This window comes from Methylobacterium sp. Leaf99 (assembly GCF_001422375.1).
Taxonomy (GTDB): domain Bacteria; phylum Pseudomonadota; class Alphaproteobacteria; order Rhizobiales; family Beijerinckiaceae; genus Methylobacterium.
The window spans coordinates 91,347-116,714 of record NZ_LMMU01000011.1 but is presented as its reverse complement, the minus strand read 5'-3'; the positions used below and the strand labels follow the sequence as shown (position 1 = coordinate 116,714).

Sequence of the window (25,368 nt, the reverse complement as noted above, 5' to 3'; positions counted from 1 at the left end):
CCTAGCCCGCCCCGAACGGACCGTTGAGGCGCACGATGGCCCGGTTCAGCACGGCGGCGATCCCGACCCAAGCGAGATAGGGCAGCAGAAGCAGCGCCCCGAGGGTGGAGACCCGCAGGGTCACGACGATGAGGGCGAGGATCGACAGCCACAGGACCACGACTTCGGCGAGCGCCCAGTCCGGCCGGCGCATGCGGAAGAAGATCGCGCTCCAGGCGATGTTGAGGACGGCGTTCACCGCGTAGGCCAGGATCAGGGCGCCGCGCCGCTCCGGGCTGGCATCGGCGTTCCAGGCCAGGACGGCCGAGATGGCGGCCAGGGTGAAGATCGTGGTCCAGATCGGCCCGAACGCCCAGTCCGGCGGCTTCCAGGCCGGGCGGCGCAGGCCGTGATACCAGGGCCCGATGGTGGTGAGCACGCCGCCGGCCACCGCCACCACGAGGGCGATGCCCGCCGCGACGGCGATGGGCGTCCAATTCCAGGGGTCAGACTCCATTACGGCGAGACCCACCGGAACAGGTGCGCGAGGTCCTTGAAGAAGATCCGCACGTGGGCGACGGGCTTGGCGCGGACCAGCTCCTTGTTCATGTAGGAATCCCAGGTGAGCTGCTGGACGTCCTTGTCGCGGCAGATGGAGACGAAGCGCTCGCGCAGGGCGTCGTTGCGATACCAGACCCCCTGCATGATGCGCAGGATGAGGAAGACACGCCCGTGGAGGCGCATGAACCGCTTTCGCGCCAGCGCCAGGGCCGAGGCCTTGCCGGTGACGAAGAAGCGCTCGGCGGCGTCCGCCGCGAGCCGGCCGCCCAGCATCGCGTAGTAGATGCCTTCGCCGGACGCCGGTGCGACGAGGCCGGCGGCATCCCCCGTCAGCAGGACGTCGCGGCCGTTGTCCCACTTGCGCAGGGGCTTGAGGGGCAGGGGCGCGCCTTCGCGGCGCACGGTCTGCCCGGCATCGAGGCCGGTCTCGGCGCGCAGCTCCCGGATGGCGCCGCGCAGGGAGAAGCCCTTCCGGGCGCTGCCCGTGCCGATGCTCACCGTGTCGCCATGGGGGAAGACCCAGGCGTAGAAATCCGGCGAACGCCTGCCCTGGTAGTAGACGTCGCAGCGCGTCGCCGCGACATCGCCGCCCTCGGGGGGAAGCCGGACGATCTCGTGATAGGCGAACACCTGCTTCATCGCGGCGTGGCCGGGGATCTCGGCCCGGCCCACGGTGGAACTCGCCCCGTCGGCGCCGATGACGAGGCGGGTCCGGACCCGGCGGGGCGTCCCCGCCTGCCGGTAATGCACCGTGGCGAGCCCCTCGGCGTCGCGCTCGATCCGGTCGAAGGTCGCCGCGCGGAGATCCGCCCCGGCCAGGACGGCGCGGTCGCGCAGCCAGGGGTCGAACTGCTCGCGATCGACCATGCCGACGAAGCCGTCGCCGATGGGCATGTCCACCCGCTGGCCCTTGGGCGAGATCATCCGGGCCGAGCGGACCTTGGCGACGAGGAGGTCGTCGGGAATGGCGAAATCGCGGATGAGGCGCGGCGGGATCGCGCCGCCGCAGGGCTTGATCCGCCCCGGCTTGTCGAGGAGCAGCACGCGCCGCCCCGCCCGGGCGAGGTCCGTGGCGGCCGTGGCTCCGGCGGGGCCGCCGCCCACCACCACGCAGTCGAAGGTTTCCGGCTCGGACGGATTGGGATTCGGTGAGGAGTTGGGTGAGGACATGGGGTGGGGTGAGGACATGGGCGTCACCTCGTGGACAGGCTCGGAGCGAAGGGGGTCGGATCGGAGCGTGGTGCGCGGCGCGGTGCCGGGACGTGCGCGATGCGCAGGGCGAGGACGGTGGCGACGAGGAACAGCCCGGCCTCGGCGGCGAACACCCCGGCATAGGCATGGACCGGCGGCAGGACGAGGCGGGCGGCATCCACCGCCACGGTGCCGAGGAAGCCGCCGGCGCCGAAGGCGACGCCCTGGGCCGCGCCCCACACGCCCATGCGGGTGCCGCGCTCGGCCTCGCCGCCGGCCCCGGCGAGCCCCATCATCGAGCCGATGGCGGCGACGGCGAAGACGCCGTTGGCGAGTCCGAGGGCGAATACCGCCGCGCGCAAGGGGAACTCCGGCCCGACGAGGCCGCCGCCCGCGATGGCGAGGAGCGCCACGGCCGAGCCGACGCAGCCGAGGGCGGTCCAGACCTTGAGGGAGCCGAGGACGGGGCCGCCGATCCCCATGGTGAGGCCGGCGACCAGCAGCATCCCGGCCAGCACGCCGCCGTGCTGGAGGCCCGCGAGCTTCGTCGTGCCCCCCGGCGTCATCGCGAAGACGAGGCCGGCGAAGGGCTCGAGGATGAGTTCTTGCGCGCTGTAGGCGAGCATGGCGACGAAGATGAACACCGTGAAGCGCCGCGAGGCCGGTTCGGCCCAGACCCGGGCGAGCACGGCCCGGAACGGCGTCTTCGCGACGGCGTCGCGGGTGTCGCCCGGGGGCCGGACCGGCTCGACGCCGCGCACGGCCAGGGCCGCGACGACGAAGGCGACGGCCGAGACCGTGCCGGAGACGGCGACGAGGCGCGCGCCGGAGAACGGATCTAGGAAGTGGCCGGCAAGTGGCGCGGTGACGGCGAACCCCGCGATCATCATCACCCAGACGACGGTGGCGGCGGCCCCCCGGCGGCGATCCTCGACCCCCGTGGCGAGGAGCACGAGGAGCGAGGTGCCGGCCGCCCCCGCGCCCATGCCGACGGTGAGGAAGGACAGGATCGCGAGCAGGAGGCCAGCCGTCTGATGGGTCTCGGCCAGGGCCGTGGCGACGGCGGCGCCGAAGCCGCCGAGCGCCAGGGCGGCCATGCCGCCGACGATCCAGGGCGTGCGGCGGCCGTGGACGTCCGAGCCGTAGCCCCAGCGCGGCCGCAGGATCTGGACGGCGTAGTGCAGGGCGACGAGGCCGCCGGGGACGATAGCCGGGAGGGCGAGCTCCACCACCATCACGCGGTTGATGGTCGAGGTCATCAGGACGATGACGGCACCGAGCGCCGTCTGGACCAGGCCGAGGCGGACGATCTGCCACCACGTGAACGCGAACGGTGCCATGCCTCGGCCTCCCCGGCGCCATCGGCACGGTCACCGAGGCGACCGTACCGGGGAACGCTAGTGACTGACAACGGCGAGTGTCAAGTTTGATTTACAGACCGGCGATCACAATGTCCGGCCGCCGCATCTTCACGCCTCGTCGGTAGAGTCCGGCCCATCGAGGTCGCCGATGCCGTAGCGACGCAGCTTGGCGTAGAGGCCCTGGCGGCTGAGGCCGAGCATCTCCGCGGCCGAGGCGCGGTTGTCGCGGGTGATGCGCAGGGCGGCCTCGATGCAGAGGCGCTCGATGAGATCGGTGGATTCCCGCACGAGGTTCTTCATGGAGACCCGTCCGACGAGCTCCGTCATCTGCTCGACGGAGCGCGGCAGTTCCCGGCCGCCGGCCGCCGTCGGAGCGGTGCGGCGCGGCGCCCTGCGAATCGTGAAGCCGAGGCAGGGCTGCGCCCCGCCCGGGACCGAGACGGCCGCGACCTCGACATCCTCCACGGCACCGTACTCGCCGCGAAAGCCCGTGGCGTAGTGCCGGACGGAGCCGTGCTGGACCAGGGTGGCGAACAGGGCGGCGGCCTCGGTCTCCTCGCGGCCGAGCCAGCGGTCGAGGGGCTCGCCGCGCACCTGTTCCTCGGTGGCGAGTTGCGCCAGGTCGAGGAAGGCCGGATTGGCGGCGAGAATCCGCCGGGCCGGATCGGTGACCACGAACCCCTCGGGCAGGTTGTGGAGCACGTCGAGGGTGCCGGTATTGGTGCGGCTCGGGCCGGCTTCGGACGCATGGTCCGGGTCGGGTGCGAGGCGCAGGAGGACGCTCGTGGCGCTCTCCTGCCGGAACAGGGAGGCCGAGACCCGCACGGCCCCCCGCGCATTGCCCAGGCGGGCCTCGAGATCGCTCGCCTGACCCGTGACGCGCAGGCCGGCGAACAGGGATTCGAGGTCGCGGGTGCTGCTCGCGTCGAACAGCTCGACGGCGTCGTGGCCGACGATGCGCTTGTCGGCCTTGCCCAGCAGGCGCGCCGCCGCCGGATTGACCTCGGTGACCCGGCGGTTGGCCGCATCGACCACGAGGACCGGTTCGGCGCCGAGCTGGAACAGCAGCCGATAGCGCGTCTCGGCCCCCCGCATGCGCAGGTAGTCGCGCTCGAGGGCCTGCTGGGTCTCGGCCAGGGTGCGCTGGAGGGAAGCCATCGCCCGGAGGTTCCGGCCGATGACGATCACGGGGCCGTCGCTCTCGAGACGCATGGCGGCGTAGCGCACGGGCAGGTCGATGCCCGTGTCGGACATGTGGTTGACCTGCCGCCATCGGGTCACCGACCCGGGTTTGGCATCCTTGAGCAGGGCGGCGATCTTCGGACGGCTCTCGATGGTGACGGTCTCGACCCAGGGACGGCCGAGCCAGGTCTCACACCCCTCGCCGGCGAGGTCCGTGCCGCTGAAGGCCGCGTCTCGGATCACACCCGCGCCATCGATGACGAGGGACAGGTCCGTCGCCGCAGCGACGAGGAGCCCGGCTGCCTGCGCATCGAGGGGACCGAGGGTTTTGTGAAGCGCCGCGAACGCGTGGCTCGCGGCAGGAAGCGCCAGGCTGGTCAAGGATCACCACGTCGTGATGTGGTCGGGCGGGTCTTTCAGCAGGGTCTGGCCGGGAGATCAAGCAGGCTTTCGGCGGTGCTGATCGCGTGGCGGGCGTCACCTGCGGTCGCATCCGCACCGACGCATTTGCAAGAATCCGGATCGGCCGTGAAGACCGGGCCGCCGACCATGACACGAACGGCGCGATTCTGCGAATGGCGCCGCAGGCCGGCGACGACATTCACGAGAGTCGGCAGCAGCGCCTCACAGGCGAGCGACAGGCCGATGACGTCGAACCACGTGGTCCGGACGCGCGCGAGGGGGTCGCCGCCGGGGTCACGCACCGTGCTGGTGACGTCCCATCCGGCATCGCGGAAGAATTGTTCGACCACGGCCAAGCCGAAGCTGTGCTGTTCGCCGGGACAGGGCAGCAACAGGATGCTGCGCCCGTGCCGGTGCTGCGGCGTCTCCCCGCCGAAGCGCCGGGTGACCTCGTGCATGATCCGCTGCAGCCGGCCCATGGCCACGGTGACCTCGGTGAAATCGCACAGGTCCTCCTCCCAGAGGACTCCGAGGTGGCGCGCGGTGGGCGCGAGGAGATCGAGGAGCAGGCTCTCGGGGGTGAGGCCCTTGTCGATCAGGGCGGCGATGCGGGCTTCCACCTCATCCTCGGCGGGGGCGAGCATCAGCGTGCTGAAGGTCTCGATCTGCTCGGGGCTCGGCAAAATAATGCCGATTGCGGCGTGCGATTCGGGCCGGTGGACGATCATCAGGCGGGGAATGATCTCGGCCTCGACGAGGCGGGCGAGATCGCCGCCCCAATGGTCGCCGCGCGGAACGAGACTGAGCCTCGCTTCGAGACCGGCTCGGCACAGGTCGGAGACGTCGCCGCCGGACCCTTCGTAAGTGAAGCCCTCTACGGACTGCCTCATCTCATCCATTGGAGCCTCCAATGTCGCTGACGGCATTTTTGCTTCGCTACGATCTTGTGCGTCGAGCTTCCACAACCTTAGCGGCACGTCTTTCTCGCGTGCCCGCTTGTTCCAATCGACTCGTAAGGTGACCGGATAGGGCGCGACGATACGCTTCGGAACCATTTTGACAAGGCCGAGCCTGTAACTATTCTGCATTCAATCTGTAATCATCCTTTGACGTAAAGCCAGCTTGACACTCGCGGATGGGGTTCCTAACCTCCCTCCAACGAACCTCCGAAGAGGGGTTCGCGTCGGGGCGGAGCGAGGGCGCGGGCGATGAGCCAAAGGGGGAGCCGGACGAGACAGCCTCTTTACGACGCCCAGCAGCGGGCGCGCCGCGACGCCACCGCCTGGACCCTGGTCCAGGGCGTTCTGGCCCCGCTTCAATTTCTCGTGTTCCTGGTGAGCCTCGCCCTCGTCCTGCGCACCCTGGCGTCGGGGGAAGGGGCCTTCGCGGCGAACGTCTCCATCGTCGCCAAGACCGGCCTGCTCTACGCCATCATGGTCACGGGCTCGATCTGGGAGAAGGTGGTCTTCGGACGTTACCTGTTCGCCCCGGCCTTCTACTGGGAGGACATGGTCAGCATGCTCGTGCTGGCCCTGCACAGCCTCTATCTCGTCGCCCTGGCCACCGGCTGGCTCGACACCACCGGCCTGATGCTCCTGGCGCTCGCCGCCTACGCCTCCTACGCGATCAACGCGACGCAGTTCCTCCTGAAGCTGAGGGCTGCGCGCCTCCAAGCCGGCCCCGCCCTGCACCTCTCCCCGGAGGGGGCGCGATGAACGCCCACGTTCCGCTCTCCGCCACCGATCCCACCTGCGGGGTCACCATCCGCCAGGAGCGCGGACAGCGGGCGGTGTTCTGCGGCCTCACCGGCATCGTCTGGCTGCACCGCAAGATCCAGGACGCGTTCTTCCTCGTGGTCGGCTCGCGGACCTGCGCCCATCTCATCCAGTCGGCCGCCGGCGTCATGATCTTCGCCGAGCCGCGCTTCGCCACCGCCATCATCGACGAGCGCGATCTCGCCGGCCTCGCCGACATGAACGAGGAGCTCGACCGGGTCACCCGCCGGCTCATCGAGCGCCGGCCCGACATCCGGCTGCTGTTCCTCGTCGGCTCGTGCCCGTCGGAGGTGATCAAGCTCGACCTGCCCCGCGCCGCCCAGCGCCTGTCGCAGAGCCTCGGTCCGGACGTGCGGGTGCTGAGCTATTCCGGCAGCGGCATCGAGACGACGTTCACGCAGGGCGAGGATGCCTGCCTCGCCGCCCTCGTGCCCGCGCTGCCGCAGGCCGACGCCGAGGCCGCCCCCTCCCTCCTCGTGGTCGGCGCCCTGGCCGACGTGGTCGAGGACCAGTTTTCGCGGTTGTTCGCCGGCATGGGCCTGGAGCACGTCGCCTTCCTGCCGGCGCGGCGGGCGGGTGCGATGCCGGCCATCGGGCCGAACACCCGCATCCTGCTGGCCCAGCCCTTCCTCGCCGATACGGCGCGGGCCCTCGAAGCGCGCGGCGCGACCCGGATTCCCGCACCGTTTCCCCTCGGCGCCGAGGGCACCACCGCGTGGCTGCGGGCGGCCGCCGACGCGTTCGGCGTCGCGCCCCGCCGTTTTGCCGACATCACCGCCCCCGGCCTGCGCCGGGCCGAGCAGGCGCTCGCCCCCTACCGGGCGCTGCTCGGGGGCCGCCGGGTGTTCTTCTTCCCCGATTCCCAGCTCGAACTGCCGCTCGCCCGCTTCCTGTCCCGCGAGATGGGCGCCGCGCTCATCGAGGTCGGCACGCCCTACCTCCATCGCGGCCACATGGCCCCGGAACTCGCCCTGCTGCCAGCGGGCACCGAGGTGGTGGAGGGCCAGAGCCTCGACGCGCAGATGGACCGCTGCCGCGCGGCGCGCCCCGACCTCACGGTCTGCGGCCTTGGCCTCGCCAATCCCCTCGAGGCGGAGGGGCTCGCCACCAAGTGGTCCATCGAACTGCTGTTCACCCCGATCCAGGGCTACGACCAGGCCGGCGATCTCGCCGAGCTGTTCGCCCGCCCGCTTGTTCGCCGCACCCGGCTGGAGGTCTGAGGCGATGCAGCTGACGCTCTGGACCTACGAGGGACCGCCGCATATCGGCGCCATGCGGGTCGCCACCGCCATGCGCGGCCTGCACTACGTGCTGCACGCCCCCCAGGGCGACACCTATGCCGACCTGCTGTTCACCATGATCGAGCGGCGCGACGCCCGCCCGCCGGTGACCTACACCACCTTCCAGGCGCGCGACCTCGGCGCCGACACCGCCGCGATCTTCCAGAACGCCGTGTCGGAGGCCTATGCCCGGTTCCGGCCCGAGGCGATGATCGTCGGCGCCTCGTGCACGGCCGAACTGATCCAGGACGATCCGGGCGGCCTCGCCCGCGCCCTCGACCTGCCGATCCCGGTGATCCCCCTGGAGCTGCCGGCCTATCAGAAGAAGGAGAACTGGGGCGCCTCGGAGACCTTCTATCGGCTGGTGCGGGCGCTCGCCGGACCGAAGGTCGAACCCGCCCCCCGCGAAGGCCGCCGCCCGCGCTGCAACATCCTCGGCCCGACGGCCCTGGGCTTCCGCCACCGCGACGACCTCGTCGAGATCGAGAAGCTGATGGCGGCGCTCGGCATCGACGTGAATGTCGTCGCTCCCTGGGGGGCGAGCCCCGCCGATCTCGGGCGCCTGGGCGCGGCCGACTTCAACGTGGTGCTCTATCCCGAGATCGCCCGCGCGGCGGCCCAGCATCTCCAGAAGACCTTCGGCCAGCCCATGGTCGAGACCGTGCCCATCGGTGTCGGCGCCACGACCCGCTTCGTCGAGGAGGTGGCGGCGCTCGCCGACGTCGATCCGGCCCCGGTGCTCGCCGGCGCGCCCTCCCGGCTGCCGTGGTACTCGCGCTCCGTCGATTCGACCTACCTGACGGGCAAGCGCGTCTTCGTCTTCGGCGACGCCACCCATGCGCTGGCCATCGCCCGGGTCGCCGCCGCCGAGCTCGGCTTCAAGGTCGTGGGGCTCGGCACCTACACCCGCGAATTCGCCCGGGAGGTGCGGGCGGAAGCGGCGTTGCACGGCATCGAGGCGACGATCACCGACGACTACCTCGACGTCGAGGCGGCGATCCAGTCCGCCCAGGCCGAACTGGTGCTGGGCACCCAGATGGAGCGCCACGTCGCCAAGCGCCTCGGGGTGCCCTGCGCGGTGATCTCGGCCCCGATGCACGTGCAGGATTTCCCGGCGCGGCACTCGCCGCAGATGGGGTTCGAGGGCGCCAACGTCCTGTTCGACACCTTCGTCCACCCCCTGATGATGGGTCTGGAAGAGCACCTGCTCGGCATGTTCCGCGAGGATGCCGAGTTCCACGACGGCGCCGCGCCGTCGCACCTGACCCGGCACGGGACGGCGGAAGGGGAACCGGCCGCTCCCGCCATCGAGATCCCGCCGACCGCACCACCCCCCGACGCCATCCCGGCCGCCTGGGAGGCCTCGGCCGAGAAGGAGCTGAAGAAGATCCCGTTCTTCGTGCGCGGCAAGGCCCGCGCCAACACCGAGCGGTTCGCCCGCGAGCGTGCCCTGTCCCGCATCACCGTCGAGACGTTGTACGATGCAAAAGCGCATTTCGGCCGCTGAGCTCATCCCCATGCGCGTCGTCATCGTGACGATGGACACGCATCTCGCCAGTTCCGTCGAGCGGGCGGGCCGCATCCTGCGCCGCGAGGCTCCGGGTCTCTCCATCGTCCTGCACGCGGCGACCGAGTTCAGCACCAACCCCGACAAGCTCGCGCGCTGCCGGGCCGACATCGCCACCGCCGACATCCTGCTCTGCGCGATGCTGTTCATGGAGGACCATTTCCAGCCGGTCCTGGCCGATCTCGCCGCCCGGCGCGCCGATTGCGACGCCCTCGTCTGCATGATGAGCGCGACGCCGGCCACCCGGCTCACCCGCATCGGCGCCTTCAGCATGGACGGCAGCCAGACCGGGCCGATGGCGCTGCTCAAGCGCCTGCGGGGCTCGCCGAAGACGCGCGCCGCCAGCACCGGCGCCGAGCAGATGAAGATGCTGAAGCGCCTGCCCAAGATCCTGCGCTTCATCCCCGGCACCGCCCAGGACGTGCGGGCCTACTTCCTCACCCTGCAATACTGGCTCGCGGGCTCGGACGAGAACGTGCTCAACATGGTCCGCGCCCTGGTGGACCGCTACGCCGACGGCCCGCGCCGGGCCTATCGCGGCACGCTCAAGGCCGCCCCGCCCGTCGAATACCCGGAGGTCGGCGTCTACCATCCGCGCCTGCCCGGACGGATGGGCGAGGATGCCCGCGCGCTGCCCGGCCATGGCGACCGCGGAACCGGCGACCGTGGCACCGGCAACCGCGGCACAGTCGGGGTACTCGGCCTGCGCTCCTACATGCTGTCGGACAACGCCGCCCACTACGACGGCGTCATCGCCGCCCTCGAGGCGCGCGGCCTGCGGGTGATCCCCGCCTTCGCCAGCGGCCTCGACGCCCGCCCGGCCATCGAGCGCTACTTCCTGAAGGACGGCGTGCCGGCCATCGACGCCCTAGTCTCCCTCACCGGATTCTCCCTCGTCGGCGGCCCGGCCTACAACGACGCGGCCGCCGCCCAGGACATCCTGGCCCGGCTCGACGTGCCCTACATCGCCGCCCACCCGGCCGAGCTGCAGACCCTGGAGCAGTGGGGCGCCTCCGACCGCGGCCTGCTGCCGGTGGAATCCACCATCATGGTGGCGATCCCCGAACTCGACGGCGCCACCGGCCCGATGGTGTTCGGTGGCCGGTCCGACAAGTCGGGGGCGCCCTGCCGGGGCTGCCACGTCGCCTGCGTCTTCCCGGCGGGCGCGGACGACCGCGACATGCATGCCTGTGTCGAGCGCGCCGGCATGCTCGCCGCCCGCGTCGAGCGCCTGGTGCGCCTGCGCCGCTCGGACCGGGCCGAGCGCAAGGTCGGCCTCGTCCTGTTCAACTTTCCGCCCAACGCCGGCAACACCGGCACCGCCGCCTACCTGTCGGTGTTCGAATCCCTCCACCACACCCTCGCGGCCATGCGGGACGCGGGCTACGCCGTGACGGTGCCGGACAGCGTCGCGGCGCTCCGCGAGGCCGTGGTCACCGGCAACGCCGCCCGGTTCGGGGCCACCGCCAACGTCCACACCCGCATCCCCACCGACACCCACGTGCGGCGCGAGCGCTACCTCGCCGAGATCGAGGCACAGTGGGGCCCGGCCCCGGGCCGCCAGCAATCGGACGGCGCGTCGATCTTCGTGCTCGGCGCCCAGTTCGGCAACGTCTTCGTCGGCATCCAGCCCGCCTTCGGCTACGAGGGCGACCCGATGCGGCTCCTGTTCGAGAAGGGGTTCGCCCCGACCCACGCCTTCTGCGCCTTCTACCGCTGGCTGCGGGAAGACTTCAAAGCCCACGCGCTGATCCATTTCGGCACGCACGGGGCCCTCGAATTCATGCCCGGCCGCCAGACCGGCCTCTCGGCGGCGGACTGGCCCGACCGGCTCATCGGCGACGTGCCGAACATCTACCTCTACGCCGCCAACAACCCCTCCGAGGGGGCGCTCGCCAAGCGCCGCTCGGCCGCGACCCTCGTCAGCTATCTCACCCCGCCCATTGCCCATGCGGGGCTCTATCGCGGCCTCGTCGACCTCAAGGCCTCCATCGAGCGCTGGCGCGGCCTGGACCCAGACGCGCACCGCGAGCGGGCCGACCTCGCCACCCTGGTCCAGGCTCAGGCCGCCCTGGTCGAACTCGCCCCGGCCGAACCCGCCTGGGACGAGGCCGGGGCCGAGATCGCCCGCATCGGCCGCGCGGTCCTGGAACTCGAATACACCCTGATCCCGCACGGGCTCCACGTGGTCGGCGCGCCGCTCTCGTCCGAAGCGCGGATCGACATGCTGCTCAGCATGGCCGATTCCGCCCACGGGGTCCGGCTGGCGCGCGACAGCGTCGCCGCCCTGGTGGCGGGGGCGAGCCCGGAAGCCGCCCTCAAGGCCGGCGGCCCGGTGCCGAGGGCCGCCGACCTCGCCATCCTGCGCGAGCTCGGGGCCACCGACGCCCTGCTCGGACAGGACCACGAGATCCCCGCCCTCCTGCGGGCGCTCGATGCCCGCTTCATCCGCCCCGCCCCCGGCGGCGACCTCCTGCGGACCCCGGCGATCCTGCCGACGGGGCGCAACCTCCACGGCTTCGACCCCTTCCGCATCCCCAGCGCCTTCGCGGTTCAGGACGGCGCCGCCCAGGCCCAGCGCCTCCTCGATCGCCACCGGGCCGACGGCCTGCCCCTGCCGCGCTCCGTCGCCATCGTGCTGTGGGGCACCGACAACCTCAAGAACGAGGGCGGCCCCATCGCCCAGGTCCTGGCGCTGCTGGGCACCCGGCCCCGCTTCGACGGCTACGGCCGCCTCGCCGGTGCCGAACTCATCGCCCTCGAAGACCTCGGCCGGCCGCGCATCGACGTGGTGGTCACCCTCTCGGGCATCTTTCGCGATCTGCTGCCCCTGCAGATCAAGCTGCTGGCCGAGGCCTGCCTGCTCGCGGCCTCGGCCGACGAGCCGGTGGAGCAGAACTTCGTCCGCCTCCACACCCTCGAATACCAACGCGTCCACGGCGGCGACTTCGAGACGGCGGCCCTCCGGGTCTTCGGCAACGCCGAGGGCGCCTACGGCTCCAACGTCAACCACCTCGTGGAGAACGGCCGCTGGGACGCCGAGGACGAACTCGCCGAGACCTATTCCCGCCGCAAGGGCTTCGCCTACGGCCGCGACGGGCGCCCGGTGCAGCGTTCCGCGCTCCTGAAGAGCGTCCTCGCCGACGTCGACCTCGCCTACCAGAACCTCGATTCCGTGGAACTCGGCGTCACCACCGTGGACCATTACTTCGACACGCTGGGCGGCATCAGCCGGGCGGTGAAGCGGGCCAAGGGCGGGATCGAGGCCCCGGTCTACATCGGCGACCAGACCCGGGGCGAGGGTTGCGTCCGCTCCCTCACCGAGCAGGTCGCCCTCGAGACCCGCACCCGCATCCTCAACCCGAAATGGTACGAGGGCATGCTCGCCCACGGCTACGAGGGCGTGCGCCAGATCGAGACCCACGTCACCAACACCATGGGCTGGTCGGCCACCACGGCGCAGGTCGATCCGTGGGTCTACCGCGAGATCACCGCCACCTTCGTCCTCGATCCGGCCATGCGCGAGCGCATGGCGGCCCTCAACCCGACCGCCTCGGCAAAGGTCGCCAACCGCCTGATCGAGGCACACGAACGCGGCTTCTGGCAGCCCGACGCCGCCATGCTCGACGCCCTCCGCGAGGCCGGCGACGAGCTCGAAGACCGCCTCGAAGGCATCACCGCAGGGGTCGCAGCATGAACATCGCCATCCGGAACCCGGTCGCGTCGCGGCAGCCCCAAGCGCCGCGGCAGCCCGAAGGGAGCGTCCAGGTCGAACTCGACCCGACCCTCAAGATCGGCACCGCCAAGGTGTTCGCCGTCTACGGCAAGGGCGGCATCGGCAAGTCCACCACCTCGTCGAACCTGTCGGTGGCATTCTCGAAGCTGGGAAAACGCGTCCTGCAGATCGGCTGCGACCCGAAGCACGATTCGACCTTCACCCTGACGAAGCGCCTCGCCCCCACGGTGATCGATGCCCTGGAGGCGGTGCAATTCCACTCCGAGGAACTGCGCATCGAGGACTTCGTGGCGGAGGGCTACAACGGCGTCATGTGCGTCGAGGCCGGCGGCCCGCCCGCCGGGACGGGCTGCGGCGGCTACGTCGTCGGCCAAACCGTCAAGCTCCTGAAAGAGCATCACCTCCTCGAGGACACCGACGTCGTCATCTTCGACGTGCTCGGCGACGTGGTCTGCGGCGGCTTCGCCTCGCCGCTCCAGCACGCCGACCAGGCGCTCATCGTCACGGCCAACGACTTCGACTCGATCTTCGCCATGAACCGCATCGTCGCGGCAATCCACGCGAAGTCCAAGAACTACAACGTGCGGCTGGGCGGCGTCATCGCCAACCGCTCGGCCAAGACCGACGAGATCGACCGCTTCAACGCCGCCGTCGGCCTGGAGCGCATCGCGCACTTCCCCGACCTCGACGTGGTGCGCCGCTCCCGCCTCAAGAAGTCGACCCTGTTCGAGATGGAACCGACGCCCGAACTCGTCGCCGTCACCGACGAGTACATGCGCCTCGCCGCCCATCTCTGGGCCGGCGGCAAGCCGCTGGCTGCGCTCCCGATGAAGGACCGCGACCTGTTCGAATTTTTGGGATTCGATTGAGGGTGAGCGCCATGACGAGCACCACCTACGCCGAGCGCCGCGGACAACTGACCCACTACTTCGACCGCACGGCGGTCGACGCCTGGGCGCGCTTGACCTCCGACGCGCCGGTGTCGAAAATCCGCGCCACCGTGCGGGCCGGGCGCGACGCCATGCGGGACAACCTCCTGTCGTGGCTGCCCGGCGATCTCACCGGCAAGCGCGTCCTCGACGCCGGCTGCGGCACCGGGGCGCTCAGCATCGAGGCGGCCCGCCGCGGCGCCGAGGTGGTGGCCATCGACGTCTCGCCGACCCTCGTCGGCCTCGCCCGCGAGCGCCTCGCCGAGCGTCCCGAAGCCGCCCGCATCGACTTTCGCGTCGGCGACATGCTCGATCCCTGGCTCGGCCGCTTCGACCACGTGGTGGCGATGGATTCCCTGATCCACTACGCCACCCCCGACATCGTCCGGGCGCTCGCCGAACTCTCCCTGCGCACCGACGGCTCCCTGGTGTTCACCGTGGCGCCGCGCACGCCGCTCCTGACCCTCATGCACTGGGCCGGCCGCGCCTTCCCCCGGGCCGACCGGGCCCCGGCCATCGTGCCGGTGGCGGACGCGACCCTGCGCCGCCGGGTGGCCGCCGAACCGGTGCTCTCCGGATTCGCCCTCGCCCGAACGCACCGGGTCAACAGCGGCTTCTACCTGTCCCAGGCCTTCGAACTCGTCCGCACGGCGCCGGGGAGGGGGGCGCCATGATCCGCCTCGGCGACACCGTGGCCCGGGGCCTCATGCGGCTCGGACCCGGCATCCTGCCCTTCGCGGATGCCGCCACCGCCGAGCTGCCCCTGGGGCGCCTGCTGCGCCTCGCCCTGTTCCAGGTCACCGTCGGCATGGCCGCCGTGCTCCTCATCGGCACCCTCAACCGGGTGATGATCGTCGAGCTCGAAGTGCCGGCCTGGATCGTCGCCGTGATGCTGTCCCTGCCCCTGATCTTCGCGCCGTTCCGGGCGCTCGTGGGCTTCCGCTCCGACACCCACCGCTCGGTGCTGGGCTGGCGCCGGGTGCCCTACATCTGGTTCGGCACCCTGCTGCAGTTCGGCGGGCTCGCGATCATGCCGTTCGCCCTCCTGATCCTCTCGGGCGACACCACCGGGCCGACCTGGCCGGGCCATGTCGCGGCGGCCCTGGCCTTCGTCCTCGTCGGCGCCGGCCTCCACACCACCCAGACCGTGGGCCTGGCGCTGGCGACCGACCTCGCGCCCGCCCATGTCCGGCCGAAGGTGGTGGCGCTGCTCTGCGTGATGCTGCTCGCCGGCATGCTGGTCAGCGCCGTGGTGTTCGGCCTGCTGCTCGCCGACTTCTCGGCGCTGCGCCTCATCAAGGTGATCCAGGGCGCGGCCGTGGTCACCGTCGTGCTCAACGGCATCGCCCTGTGGAAGCAGGAGGCGCGCGATCCGTCGCGCACCGACCGGCACGCCCCACGCCAGACCTTCTCGCAATCCTGGGCCGCCTACGCCAACAGCGGCCTCGCCCGCCGGCGCCTCGTCGCCACCGGGCTCGGCACCGCCGCCTTCTCCATGCAGGACATCCTGCTCGAACCCTATGGCGGGCAGATCCTGCACCTGCCCGTGGCGGCCACCACGGCGCTCACCGCCATGCTGGCGGCCGGCGGCGGACTCGGCCTGCTCCTGGCCGCGCGCTGGCTCGGCCGGGGCGGCGACGCCTTCCGGGTGGCGGCGGCCGGCACCGGCACCGGCATCCTCGCCTTCTCGGCGGTGATCTTCGCCGCGCCCCTCGATTCCATCCCGCTCTTCGCCCTCGGCGTCACCCTCATCGGCCTCGGCGGCGGCCTGTTCGCCCACGGCACCCTCACGGCCTCCATGGCCAAGGCCGGCCCGGAGGAGACGGGCCTGGCCCTCGGCGCCTGGGGCGCGGTGCAGGCGAGTGCCGCCGGCGTCGCCATCGCGGCGAGCGGCATCCTGCGCGACCTCGGCTCGTACCTCGCCACCTCCGGCGCCCTGGGGGAGGGGATGAACCAGCCCTCCACCGGCTATCTCATGGTCTACCACCTCGAGATCGCCCTGCTGTTCGCGACCCTCGTCGCCATCGGCCCCCTGGTGCGCGACCCCGCCGGCCGGCGCCGCGCCGCGCCGATCCACACCCTGCCCAACCCATCCGTCTGAGAACCGGGAGACACGCCATGTCGAGAGGTGAAATCACGGGTTACGTCGATGTCGCGCAGGTGGTGCTCTACGCTTTCTGGATCTTCTTCGCCGGCCTGATCTTCTACCTGCGCCGCGAGGACCGCCGCGAGGGCTACCCCCTGGAGGCCGAGGGCCTGACCGGCCGGCGCGCCATGCCCGATCCGATCCTGATCCCGACGCCGAAGTTCTTCCACCTCTCCAACGGCGAGGTGAAGAGCGCGCCGCCGCACGAGGGTCCCAACACCTGGAACTACCGCGGCCACAAGCACGAGGTCTGGCCGGGCGCCCCCCTGGAGCCCGACACCGACGGGCTGCACGACCAGATCGGCCCCGGTTCGTTCGCCGACCGCGACGATTCCCACGACCGCACCTGGGACGGCGACAAGCGCATCGTCCCCCTGCGGGTGGCCGAGCACTTCGTCGTCCACGAGGACGGCCCCAACCCCATCGGCATGACCGTGTTCGGCGCCGACCGCCAGCCGGCCGGCACCGTCTCCGACCTGTGGGTCGACCGCGGCGAGTCCATGGTGCGCTACTACGAGGTCGAGCTCGGCGCCGGCGGCCGGCGGGTGCTGATGCCCAACACCTTCTGCCGCACGGGCCGCTTCTCGCGGACCGTGAAGACCGAGGCCCTGCTGGCCCACCAGTTCGCCGACATCCCCGCCCACAAGGACCCGGATTCCGTGACCCTCTACGAGGAGGAGCGGATCATGGCCTTCTTCGGGGCCGGCACCCTCTACGCCACCCCCGCCCGTCAGGAGGCGTTCCTGTGACCCGAGCCCGCAAACCGCCCCACGGCGTCCCCGCCAACCGATTCGACGCACCGCCCGGCCTGCCGGCCCCCCTGCCCGCCGGCGAGCACATCCTCTGGCAGGGCCGCCCAGGCGGCTTCGCCATCGCGCTCCGCGCTCTCCACGTCCGCCTCGTCGGCCTGTGGTTCGCCGGACTGGCCCTCTGGGCGGCCGTGCCCCTCGCCGCCGAAGGCCGCCCCGTCGAGGCCGCCCTCGCCGCCGGCCCGACCCTCGCCATCGGCGCCGGCGCCGTCGGCCTGCTCTGCCTCCTCGGCTGGCTCTCGGCGCGCTCGACCACCTACACCATCACCAACCGCCGGGTGGTGATGCGGGTCGGCATCGCCCTGCCGATGACCCTGAACCTGCCCTTCGGCCTCGTTGACGGGGCCGGCTGCCGGCATTTCTCCGACGGCAGCGGCGACCTCGCCCTCGCGGTGAAGCCCGGGAACCGCGTCGCCTATCTCCACCTCTGGCCCCATGCCCGGCCCTGGCACGTGACGCGCCCCGAACCGATGATGCGCTCGGTGCCCGACGCGGCCTCCGTCGCGGCGATCCTCGCCCGCGCCCTCTCGGCCGCCCGCGAGGTCGACGAAGAGGCCGCAAACCCGGTGATCCGGCCCCGCGCGCGCGGTCCGCGCCTCGCCACCGCCAGCTGAAGGAGAGTCCCATGAGCGGACGCACGCTGAACGCCCCCTTCGGCAAGGAGACCTGGTTTCCCGTCGGCGCCGGCCTCCTCATCGCCTTCGCCCTCGGCACCGTCGGCCTCGCCCGGCACGAGGGCGTCGGCCTCACGCGGATGCCCCCGGCCCAACCCGTCCGCACCCTGCGCCTCACCGCCGAGGACCGGCCGGACGGCGCGATCCTCCTGCGCGACGCGGCGCGGGGCACCCTCGTCGCCACCGTCGAGCCGGGCCAGGACAACTTCATGCGCGCCACCCTGCGGGGCTTCGGCCAAGCCCGCCTACGGGCCGGCCTCGGCCGGGAGGCGCCGTTCCGCCTCACCCATTTCGACGATGGCAGCCTGCAGCTCGACGACGAGCTCACCGGCCGCGCGGTCAATCTCGGTGCCTTCGGCCCCTCGAACTTCGTCGCATTCGCGCGACTCCTGCCTGAGCCCGGAGCCGCCCGATGATCGCCTGGCTGAACGGCCGCACCACCGTCGAGGTGCCCTGCACCGTGGAGATCGAGCAGACGCCCGAGAGCCTCCACGCCCACGTCACCCTCGACGCCGATTTCGACATCGAGCCCGGCGACGAGGTCCTGGTCCACGATTCCCCCGTGAGCGTCCCATACGGCGAGCGGCTCATGGTGCGCCGCACCGCCACGGTGATCCGGGCCGGGCGCCTGGAGCGGCTCTGGACCAAGCTCGCCGGCCACCTCGAACTCACTGAACTCTACGAAGTCAGCTTTTCCGAGAGGAGGCGCCTGTGACCGTCTCGATCCAGCATCAGACCGTGAAGCCCAAACTCCCGATGAACGAGGGCACCAAGGCCGCGCACGAGACCACCTTCCTGTCGCCGCGCTTCTACACCACCGATTTCGCGGAGCTCGACCGCACCGACGTCGAGCCCGTGCGCCAGGACTGGGACAAGCTCATCGCCGAGCTGCGCGACGACCCGAACAAGCGCCACTTCACCCGCAATTCCGATTTCGACGCCGACATGTCCGGCCTCGACCCGGAGCTGCGCAAGGAGTTCATGGACTTTCTGGTCTCGTCCATCACCGCCGAATTCTCGGGCTGCGTGCTCTACGCCGAGATGCGAAAGCGCGCCAAAAACCCCGACATCCGCGAGCTGTTCGGCTTCATGAGCCGCGACGAGGCCCGCCATGCCGGGTTCATCAACGACGTGCTGAAGGATTTCGGCATCGGCGTGGACTTAGGCTTCCTGACGAAGTCGAAGAAGTACACCTTCTTCCGGCCGAAGTTCATCTTCTACGCCACCTACCTCTCGGAGAAGATCGGCTACGCCCGCTACATCACCATCTTTCGCGAGCTTGAGCGCCATCCGGAGCGGCGCTTCCACCCGATCTTCAAATGGTTCGAGAAGTGGTGCAACGACGAGTTCCGCCACGGCGAGGCCTTCGCCCTGCTCATGCGCGCCAACCCGAAGCTCACCTCGGGCCTGAACCGCTACTGGATCAAGTTCTTCCTGCTCGCCGTGTTCGCGACCATGTATGTCCGCGACCATTGCCGACCGGCCTTCCACAAGGCCCTCGGCGTCGATCCGACCGACTACGACTTCAAGGTCTTCCGCATCACCTCGGAGATTTCGAAGCAGACCTTCCCGCTGACCCTCGACCTCGAGAACCCGAAATTCAAGCGGGCCCTCGACCGGCTGCTCGCCTGCTCCAACGGCATCGCCGACGCCAAGGCGCAGGGCGGGCTGATGGGCAGGCTCAAGCACGGCGCCTGGATCGCGGCCTCGGCGGTGAACTTCGCCAGGCTCTACGCGCTGCCGACCCTCGACAACCCGATGCCCGCCGAAATCCGCCTCGAGCCGGTCTGGTAGGGCGATGGCCGCCCACGCCGTCCCCGCCCTCTACGCGGTGGTGATCTGGTGGTTCTCCACCGGGCTCATCATCCTGCTCGATCACCGCCCGCGTGCCACCCATCCCTGGAGCATGGCGGGCGGCACCCTGGTGCTGGCCGGGGCCCTGTGGGCCATCGGCGCCAGCGCCGCGGACACCAGCGAGGCGGGGGCCTACACCGCCTTCACCGGCGCGCTCTTGGTCTGGGGCTGGCAGGAGATGAGCTACTACATGGGCTTCGTCTCCGGGCCGCGCACGCAGGCGTGTCCGCCGGGCGCCCGGGGCTTCGCCCGCTTCCGGGCGGCGCTCGCCACCAGCCTGTGGCACGAGGCGGCCATCATCGCCGGCGGCCTGGCGATCCTGTGGCTGACCTGGGGCGGCCCCAACCGCTTCGCCCTGTGGACCTACCTCATCCTGGCCGCCATGAATCTCTCGGCCCGGCTCAACATGTTCCTCGGCGTGCGCAACCTCAACGCCGAGTTCCTGCCGGCACACCTCGCCTACCTCGCCGGCTTCCTGCGCAACCGGGCGATGAACCCGCTGTTCCCCGTCTCCGTCGTCCTGGCCGGCCTCGGCACCGCGTGGCTGGCCGGGGCCGCCCTCGGGGAGGGACTCGACGCCCACGAACGCGTCGGCTTCACCATCGTCACCACCCTGATGGCCCTCGCCACCCTGGAGCACGGCTTCCTCATGCTGCCGCTGCCTTCGGCCGCCCTGTGGGCCTGGAGCCTGCCGGGGAAGGGGACCGACGTGCTCGCTTCGCCCTCCCGCGGAGCAGGTGGGGCCGAGTATGGCGCGACCGCCCCGGCACCGCCCCTGCCCGCAAGGGGGCGGGAGGCGCGCGAAACCGTAGGCTGAACGTCACGATCGCAAAGACCACCATAAAAACGGGAAGGGGACAGGCATGAACTACGAAGACTTCTTCGCCGCCGAGCTCAACGGCCTCCACCGCGAGGGCCGCTACCGCGTGTTCACCGACCTGGAGCGCCACAACGGCCGCTTCCCCCACGCCACCCATCACAGCCCCGGCGGCACCCGGCCGGTGACCGTGTGGTGTTCCAACGACTATCTCGGCATGGGTCAGCACCCGGCGGTGCTCGGCGCCATGCACGAGGCCCTCGACCGCTGCGGCGCCGGGGCCGGCGGCACCCGCAACATTTCCGGCACCAACCACTACCACGTGCTGCTGGAGCAGGAGCTGGCCGACCTCCACGGCAAGGAGGCCGCGCTCCTGTTCACCTCCGGCTACGTCTCGAACTGGGCGGCGCTCGGCACCCTCGCGGGCAAGCTGCCGAACTGCGCCGTGTTCTCGGACGCGGAGAACCACGCCTCGATGATCGAGGGCATCAAGGCGAGCCGGGCCGAGCGCCACATCTTCCGTCACAACGATCCGGAGGACCTCGACCGCAAGCTGCGCCTCGTCGATCCGTCGCGCCCGAAGCTCGTGGCCTTCGAATCGGTCTACTCCATGGACGGCGACATCGCCCCCATCGCGGAGATCTGCGACGTGGCGGAAGCCCACGGCGCGCTCACCTACCTCGACGAGGTCCACGCCGTCGGCCTCTACGGGCAGCGCGGCGGCGGCATCTCCGAGCGCGACGGCCTCGCCCACCGCCTCGACGTCATTGAGGGGACGCTCGGCAAGGCGTTCGCGGTGCATGGCGGCTACATCACCGCCTCGGCCAAGCTCTGCGACTTCGTCCGCAGCTTCGCCTCGGGCTTCATCTTCACGACCTCGCTGCCCCCCGCCGTGGCGGCGGGCGCGGCCGCCAGCATCCGCCACCTCAAGGCCAGCGGCACCGAGCGGGCCCGGCACCAGGAGCGCGTCGCCGCCGTCCGCGCGCGCCTGGATGCGGCCGGCATCCCGTACCTGACCAACGACAGCCACATCGTGCCGGTCATGGTCTGCGACCCCGTGCTGTGCAAGGCGATCAGCGACACCCTTCTCGACGAGTTCGGCATCTACGTCCAGCCGATCAACTACCCCACGGTCCCGCGCGGCACCGAGCGCCTGCGCATCACCCCGTCGCCGCTCCACACGGATGCCGACATCGACCATCTGGTGGACGCGCTCAGCGCCATCTGGGGTCGGATGGGCGTCGAGCGCGCGGCGGCGGAGTAGGGTCTCCGCCCTCGCGGGGAGGAGGCGCACGACGCGTCGAGACAAAGGGGCAGCCCTATGATCGTCAACGGATCGACCCACGCGATGTCCCGTGAACCGGCCTCCGTCTCGCCCCTCAACGCGAAGCCCGACGCGATTCGGACGGAAGGACGCCCCCCGCGGCCGAAGCCGAACGGCGCCGCCCACGCGCCCACGACTCCGCGCGCGGCGGCCCCGACCTTCCCGTTCTCGGCCATCGTCGGCCAGGACGAGATGCGCCAGGCGCTGCTCATCGCGGCCGTGGACCCGTCCGTCGGCGGCGTCCTCGTCTTCGGCGATCGCGGCACGGGCAAGTCCACGGCGATCCGGGGCCTCGCCGCCCTGCTGCCGCCCATGCGGGCGGTGGTCGGCTGCCCCTATGCCTGCGATCCCGCCCGGCCGGGCGATCTCTGCCACCGCTGCCGCGACCACGCCGGCGGCCTCGAGGCTCACAGCGTCCCGGTGCCGGTGGTGGACCTGCCCCTCGGCGCCACCGAGGACCGGGTGGTCGGCGCCCTCGACCTCGAACGGGCGCTCGCCCACGGGCAGAAGGCGTTCGAGCCGGGGCTGCTGGCCCGGGCCAACCGGGGCTTCCTCTACATCGACGAGGTCAACCTCCTCGACGACCACCTCGTCGACCTCCTCCTCGATGTGGCGGCGTCGGGCGTGAACACCGTCGAGCGCGAGGGCCTCAGCATCCGCCATCCCGCCCGCTTCGTGCTGGTGGGCAGCGGCAACCCGGAGGAGGGCGAGTTGCGGCCCCAGCTCCTCGACCGCTTCGGCCTCGCCGTCGAGGTGACGACGCCGACGGATCTCCCCACCCGCATCGACGTGGTGCGCCGGCGCGACGCCTACGAGCGCGACCCGGAGGCGTTCTGCGCCGCCTATGCCGAGGCCGACGCCACGATCCGCCAGACCCTCAACCGCGCCCGCGCGTACCTGCCCTCGCTCACCGTGCCGGACGCCACCCTGGAGGCGGCTGCGCGCCTGTGCCTCGCCCTCGGCACCGACGGCCTGCGCGGCGAACTCACCCTCATGCGCACGGGCCGGGCGCTCGCGGCCCTCGAGGCCGCCGACACCGTCGGCATCGACCACCTCGCCCGCATCGCACCCGCCTGCCTGCGCCATCGCCTGCGCCGCAACCCGCTCGACGAATCCGGCTCCACCGCACGGGTGGCGCGGGCCGTGGCGGAGGTCTTCGCCGCGTGACCACCTGGGCCGACGCGGTGCTGGTGGCGCGCCTCGCGGCGGCCGATCCGCACGGGATCGGCGGTGTGGTCGTGCGCGCCGGGGCGGGGCCGGTGCGCGACGCCTGGCTCGCGGTCCTGCAGAACGCCCGGCCGGCGGGGCGGCCGATCCGGCGGATGCCGGGCAGCATCACCGATGCGCGCCTGCTCGGCGGCCTCGACCTGCCCGCCACCCTCGCGGCGGGACGTCCCGTCGCCGAGACCGGGCTGTTGGCCGAGACCGATGGCGGGCTGCTCGTGGTGCCCATGGCTGAGCGCCTGTCGCCCGGCCTCGCGGCCCGCCTCGCCGCCGTCCTCGACGACGGCACCGTGCGGGTGGAGCGCGACGGCGTCGGCCAATGCCGCCCGGCCCGCCTCGGGGTGATCCTCCTCGACGAGGGCCAGGGCGAGGACGAGCGCGTACCCGACGCCCTCGCCGACCGCCTTGCCTTCCACATCGACCTCACGGACATCCCCTGGCGCGACGCGGTCACGCCGGAGGAACCGTCCCCCGTCGCGGAGACCGGCCCGCCGGCCGAGGACGCCCTCGCCGCCCTGTGCCAGGCCGCCGACGCGCTCGGCGTGGTCTCGCTGCGCGGGCCGCTCCTGGCCGCCCGGGTCGCGCGGCTGCTGGCCCGTCTCGCCGGGCGCGATGCTCCGGGCGAGGGCGACACCGTCCTGGCCGCCCGCCTCGTCCTCGGCCCGCGGGCGACGCGGATGCCCGCGCAGGCCCCCGAAGAAGAGACGCCCGAGCCGGAGACGGAGACGGCCCCCGAACCGGACTCCAGTGCCGGACAGGACGCGCACGATCCCGCCCCCCTCGACGAGCGCATGGTCGAGGCCGCGCGCAGCGCCCTGCCGCCCGGCCTCCTCGCCGGGCTCCTCGCGGCCGGGGCCCGCCCGCGCCTGCCCCGCGCCGGCAAGGCGGGCGTCGCCGCCGCCGCGCGCCACGCCGGTCGGCCCCTGAGCGCGCGCGCCGGCGATCCGCGCCACGGGCGCCTCGCCCTCGTCGAGACCCTGCGCGCCGCCGTCCCCTGGCAGCGCCTGCGCCAGAGGGAGGGCGAGCCCCGGCGCATCCGGATCCGGCCGGAGGACCTGCGCATCGCCCGCTTCGTCCAGCGCACGCAGACCACGACGATCTTCGCCGTCGACGCCTCGGGCTCGGCCGCCCTGGAGCGCCTCGCCGAGGCCAAGGGCGCCGTCGAGCTGCTGCTCGCCGAGGCCTACACCCGCCGCGACCGCGTCGCCGTCCTGGCGTTTCGCGGGACGCGCGCCGACCTCATCCTGCCGCCCACCCGCGCACTGGCCCGGGCCCGGCGCGGACTCAACGCCCTTCCGGGCGGCGGGGGCACGCCGCTGGCCGCCGGCCTCGACGCGGCGGCGGAGCTCGCCCGCACCGTGCACCGGGGCGGGGGCACGCCGGTGGTGGTGGTGCTCACCGACGGGCGCGCCAACGTCGCCCGCTCGGGCGTCGCCGGCCGGGCGCAGGCGGGGGCGGATGCGCTCTGCGCCGCCACGGCCTTACGCACGGGTGGCATCCGCACCATCCTCATCGACACCGCCGCCCGGCCGCAGGACACCGCCCGCCGCCTCGCCGAGGCCATGGGCGCGCGCTACCTCCCCTTGCCCTACGCCGATGCGGGGGCGATGAGCGCCGCCATCCGGGCGGCCACCTGAGGGAGCGACCATGCCCGCGCCGAGCGACCGACCCGCCTTCGAGCGTGAAGGCGCGGACTGGCCCCACCGCGACGCCAGCCGCTTCGTCGAAGCCTCCGGCCTGACCTGGCACGTCCAGACCTTCGGGAACCGGGACGCCCCCGCGCTCCTGCTCCTGCACGGCACCGGCGCGGCGACCCATTCCTGGCGCGGCCTCGCGCCCCTGCTGGCGCAGGATTTCTTCGTGGTGGCGCCGGATCTGCCCGGCCACGGCTTCACCGATCCGCTGCCATCGAACCGCCTGTCCCTGCCCGGCATGGCGGCGGCGGTCGGCGATCTCCTCTCCACCCTCGAACTGGCGCCGGAGGTGGTGGTCGGCCACTCGGCCGGGGCCGCGCTCCTCGTCCGGCTCTGCCTCGACGGCCTCGCCCCCCGCCACCTCGTCGCCCTCAACGGGGCGTTGACGCCGTTTCCCGGCCTCGCATCCGTGCTGTTCCCGAGTCTCGCCCGGATGCTGTTCCTCAATTCGGTGACGCCGCGAATCTTCGCCTGGACCGCCGACCGCCCGGCGGTGGAGCGCCTCATCCGTGGCACCGGCTCGCGCCTCGACGCCCAGGGACTCGACCTCTACCGGCGCCTGTTCCGCTGCCCCGGCCACGTCGCCGGGGCGCTCGGCATGATGGCGAACTGGGATCTGGCGGCCCTGGACCGCGCCATCTCCCGGCTCACCGTGCCGACGACCCTGGTGGTGGGCGGCGCCGACCGGGCGATCTCGCCCGACACCGCCTTCGCCCTGCAAAAGCGCCTGCCCCACGCGCGGGTCGAATTGCTGCGCAACCTCGGCCACCTCGCCCACGAGGAGGCGCCGGAGGCCGTCGCCGGGATCATCCGCCAGCTCAGTCCGGCCCGCGCCGCGGCAGAGGCCTAAAACAGCGCTTGCG

22 protein-coding genes are annotated in these 25,368 nt (G+C 71.9%); 17 read left to right on the top strand and 5 right to left on the bottom strand.

From position 1 onward, the window contains the following. Position 1: 1 nt before the first annotated feature. The 5 genes from ASF28_RS19585 to ASF28_RS19565 all read right to left on the bottom strand — a co-directional run bounded on the left by ASF28_RS19585 (position 2) and on the right by ASF28_RS19565 (position 5,764). Positions 2-496 (bottom strand): TspO/MBR family protein, encoded by a 495-nt coding sequence (locus tag ASF28_RS19585; RefSeq protein WP_056096708.1) that lies wholly within the window; start codon positions 494-496, stop codon positions 2-4. After that, positions 496-1,710, bottom strand: a complete 1,215-nt coding sequence (locus ASF28_RS19580; RefSeq protein WP_056096706.1) for a geranylgeranyl diphosphate reductase — start codon at positions 1,708-1,710, stop codon at positions 496-498. The genes ASF28_RS19585 and ASF28_RS19580 overlap by 1 nt, the downstream gene beginning before the upstream one ends. A 23-nt stretch (positions 1,711-1,733) precedes the next feature. Then, positions 1,734-3,071 carry a BCD family MFS transporter gene (locus ASF28_RS19575; protein WP_056096703.1) on the bottom strand — a complete coding sequence of 446 codons (1,338 nt, stop codon included), beginning with the start codon at positions 3,069-3,071 and terminating at the stop codon, positions 1,734-1,736. A 129-nt stretch (positions 3,072-3,200) separates the two neighbouring features. Continuing rightward, positions 3,201-4,655, bottom strand: coding sequence for a transcriptional regulator PpsR (ppsR, locus tag ASF28_RS19570; protein WP_082476683.1), 1,455 nt, complete (start codon positions 4,653-4,655; stop codon positions 3,201-3,203). Positions 4,656-4,690: 35 nt separating this feature from the next. Then, the gene (locus tag ASF28_RS19565) at positions 4,691-5,764 is read right to left on the bottom strand and encodes a cobalamin B12-binding domain-containing protein (protein WP_244475088.1); all 1,074 of its coding nucleotides are present in this window, start codon (positions 5,762-5,764) and stop codon (positions 4,691-4,693) included. Between the two features lie 120 nt (positions 5,765-5,884). Between ASF28_RS19565 and bchF the strand changes: the two genes are divergently transcribed. From bchF to bchO, 17 genes are all read left to right on the top strand, one after another. After that, positions 5,885-6,391, top strand: coding sequence for a 2-vinyl bacteriochlorophyllide hydratase (gene bchF / locus ASF28_RS19560; protein WP_056096701.1), 507 nt, complete (start codon positions 5,885-5,887; stop codon positions 6,389-6,391). Further along, positions 6,388-7,671, top strand: coding sequence for a ferredoxin:protochlorophyllide reductase (ATP-dependent) subunit N (locus tag ASF28_RS19555; RefSeq protein ID WP_056096698.1), 1,284 nt, complete (start codon positions 6,388-6,390; stop codon positions 7,669-7,671). The genes bchF and ASF28_RS19555 overlap by 4 nt, the downstream gene beginning before the upstream one ends. 4 nt (positions 7,672-7,675) lie before the next feature. Next, on the top strand, positions 7,676-9,238 hold the full coding sequence (gene bchB, locus ASF28_RS19550) for a ferredoxin:protochlorophyllide reductase (ATP-dependent) subunit B (RefSeq protein WP_056096695.1): 1,563 nt from the start codon (positions 7,676-7,678) through the stop codon (positions 9,236-9,238). Beyond that, entirely contained in the window at positions 9,213-12,995 is a 3,783-nt protein-coding gene (locus tag ASF28_RS19545; protein WP_056096692.1) for a magnesium chelatase subunit H, read from the top strand. Before bchB ends, ASF28_RS19545 begins: the two co-directional genes overlap by 26 nt. Continuing rightward, complete coding sequence (bchL, locus tag ASF28_RS19540; RefSeq protein WP_056096691.1) at positions 12,992-13,903, top strand: ferredoxin:protochlorophyllide reductase (ATP-dependent) iron-sulfur ATP-binding protein; 912 nt, start codon at positions 12,992-12,994, stop codon at positions 13,901-13,903. The genes ASF28_RS19545 and bchL overlap by 4 nt, the downstream gene beginning before the upstream one ends. A gap of 11 nt (positions 13,904-13,914) precedes the next feature. Further along, a complete protein-coding gene (gene bchM / locus ASF28_RS19535; RefSeq protein ID WP_056096688.1) occupies positions 13,915-14,637 on the top strand; it encodes a magnesium protoporphyrin IX methyltransferase in 723 nt (240 codons plus the stop codon). After that, positions 14,634-16,064, top strand: coding sequence for an MFS transporter (locus ASF28_RS19530; protein ID WP_157085660.1), 1,431 nt, complete (start codon positions 14,634-14,636; stop codon positions 16,062-16,064). The genes bchM and ASF28_RS19530 overlap by 4 nt, the downstream gene beginning before the upstream one ends. Before the next feature lie 17 nt (positions 16,065-16,081). After that, positions 16,082-16,858, top strand: a complete 777-nt coding sequence (gene puhA, locus ASF28_RS19525; protein WP_056096685.1) for a photosynthetic reaction center subunit H — start codon at positions 16,082-16,084, stop codon at positions 16,856-16,858. Further along, positions 16,855-17,532 carry a photosynthetic complex putative assembly protein PuhB gene (gene puhB, locus ASF28_RS19520; protein ID WP_056096682.1) on the top strand — a complete coding sequence of 226 codons (678 nt, stop codon included), beginning with the start codon at positions 16,855-16,857 and terminating at the stop codon, positions 17,530-17,532. Before puhA ends, puhB begins: the two co-directional genes overlap by 4 nt. An 11-nt stretch (positions 17,533-17,543) precedes the next feature. Beyond that, on the top strand, positions 17,544-18,008 hold the full coding sequence (gene puhC / locus ASF28_RS19515) for a photosynthetic complex assembly protein PuhC (RefSeq protein ID WP_056096677.1): 465 nt from the start codon (positions 17,544-17,546) through the stop codon (positions 18,006-18,008). After that, positions 18,005-18,307 (top strand): hypothetical protein, encoded by a 303-nt coding sequence (locus tag ASF28_RS19510; RefSeq protein WP_056096674.1) that lies wholly within the window; start codon positions 18,005-18,007, stop codon positions 18,305-18,307. Before puhC ends, ASF28_RS19510 begins: the two co-directional genes overlap by 4 nt. Positions 18,308-18,348: 41 nt before the next feature. Continuing rightward, positions 18,349-19,386: a magnesium-protoporphyrin IX monomethyl ester (oxidative) cyclase gene (acsF, locus tag ASF28_RS19505; protein WP_056096800.1), complete on the top strand. Its 1,038-nt coding sequence runs from the start codon at positions 18,349-18,351 to the stop codon at positions 19,384-19,386. A gap of 4 nt (positions 19,387-19,390) precedes the next feature. Next, positions 19,391-20,263, top strand: a complete 873-nt coding sequence (puhE, locus tag ASF28_RS19500; RefSeq protein WP_082476681.1) for a putative photosynthetic complex assembly protein PuhE — start codon at positions 19,391-19,393, stop codon at positions 20,261-20,263. A gap of 46 nt (positions 20,264-20,309) precedes the next feature. Further along, on the top strand, positions 20,310-21,527 hold the full coding sequence (hemA, locus tag ASF28_RS19495; protein WP_056096671.1) for a 5-aminolevulinate synthase: 1,218 nt from the start codon (positions 20,310-20,312) through the stop codon (positions 21,525-21,527). A 252-nt stretch (positions 21,528-21,779) separates the two neighbouring features. After that, entirely contained in the window at positions 21,780-22,754 is a 975-nt protein-coding gene (gene bchI, locus ASF28_RS19490; RefSeq protein WP_056096798.1) for a magnesium chelatase ATPase subunit I, read from the top strand. Next, positions 22,751-24,448 carry a magnesium chelatase subunit D gene (locus tag ASF28_RS19485; RefSeq protein WP_056096669.1) on the top strand — a complete coding sequence of 566 codons (1,698 nt, stop codon included), beginning with the start codon at positions 22,751-22,753 and terminating at the stop codon, positions 24,446-24,448. The genes bchI and ASF28_RS19485 overlap by 4 nt, the downstream gene beginning before the upstream one ends. Positions 24,449-24,458: 10 nt before the next feature. Then, on the top strand, positions 24,459-25,355 hold the full coding sequence (bchO, locus tag ASF28_RS19480) for an alpha/beta fold hydrolase BchO (RefSeq protein WP_056096666.1): 897 nt from the start codon (positions 24,459-24,461) through the stop codon (positions 25,353-25,355). The last annotated feature ends 13 nt before the right edge of the window (positions 25,356-25,368 follow it).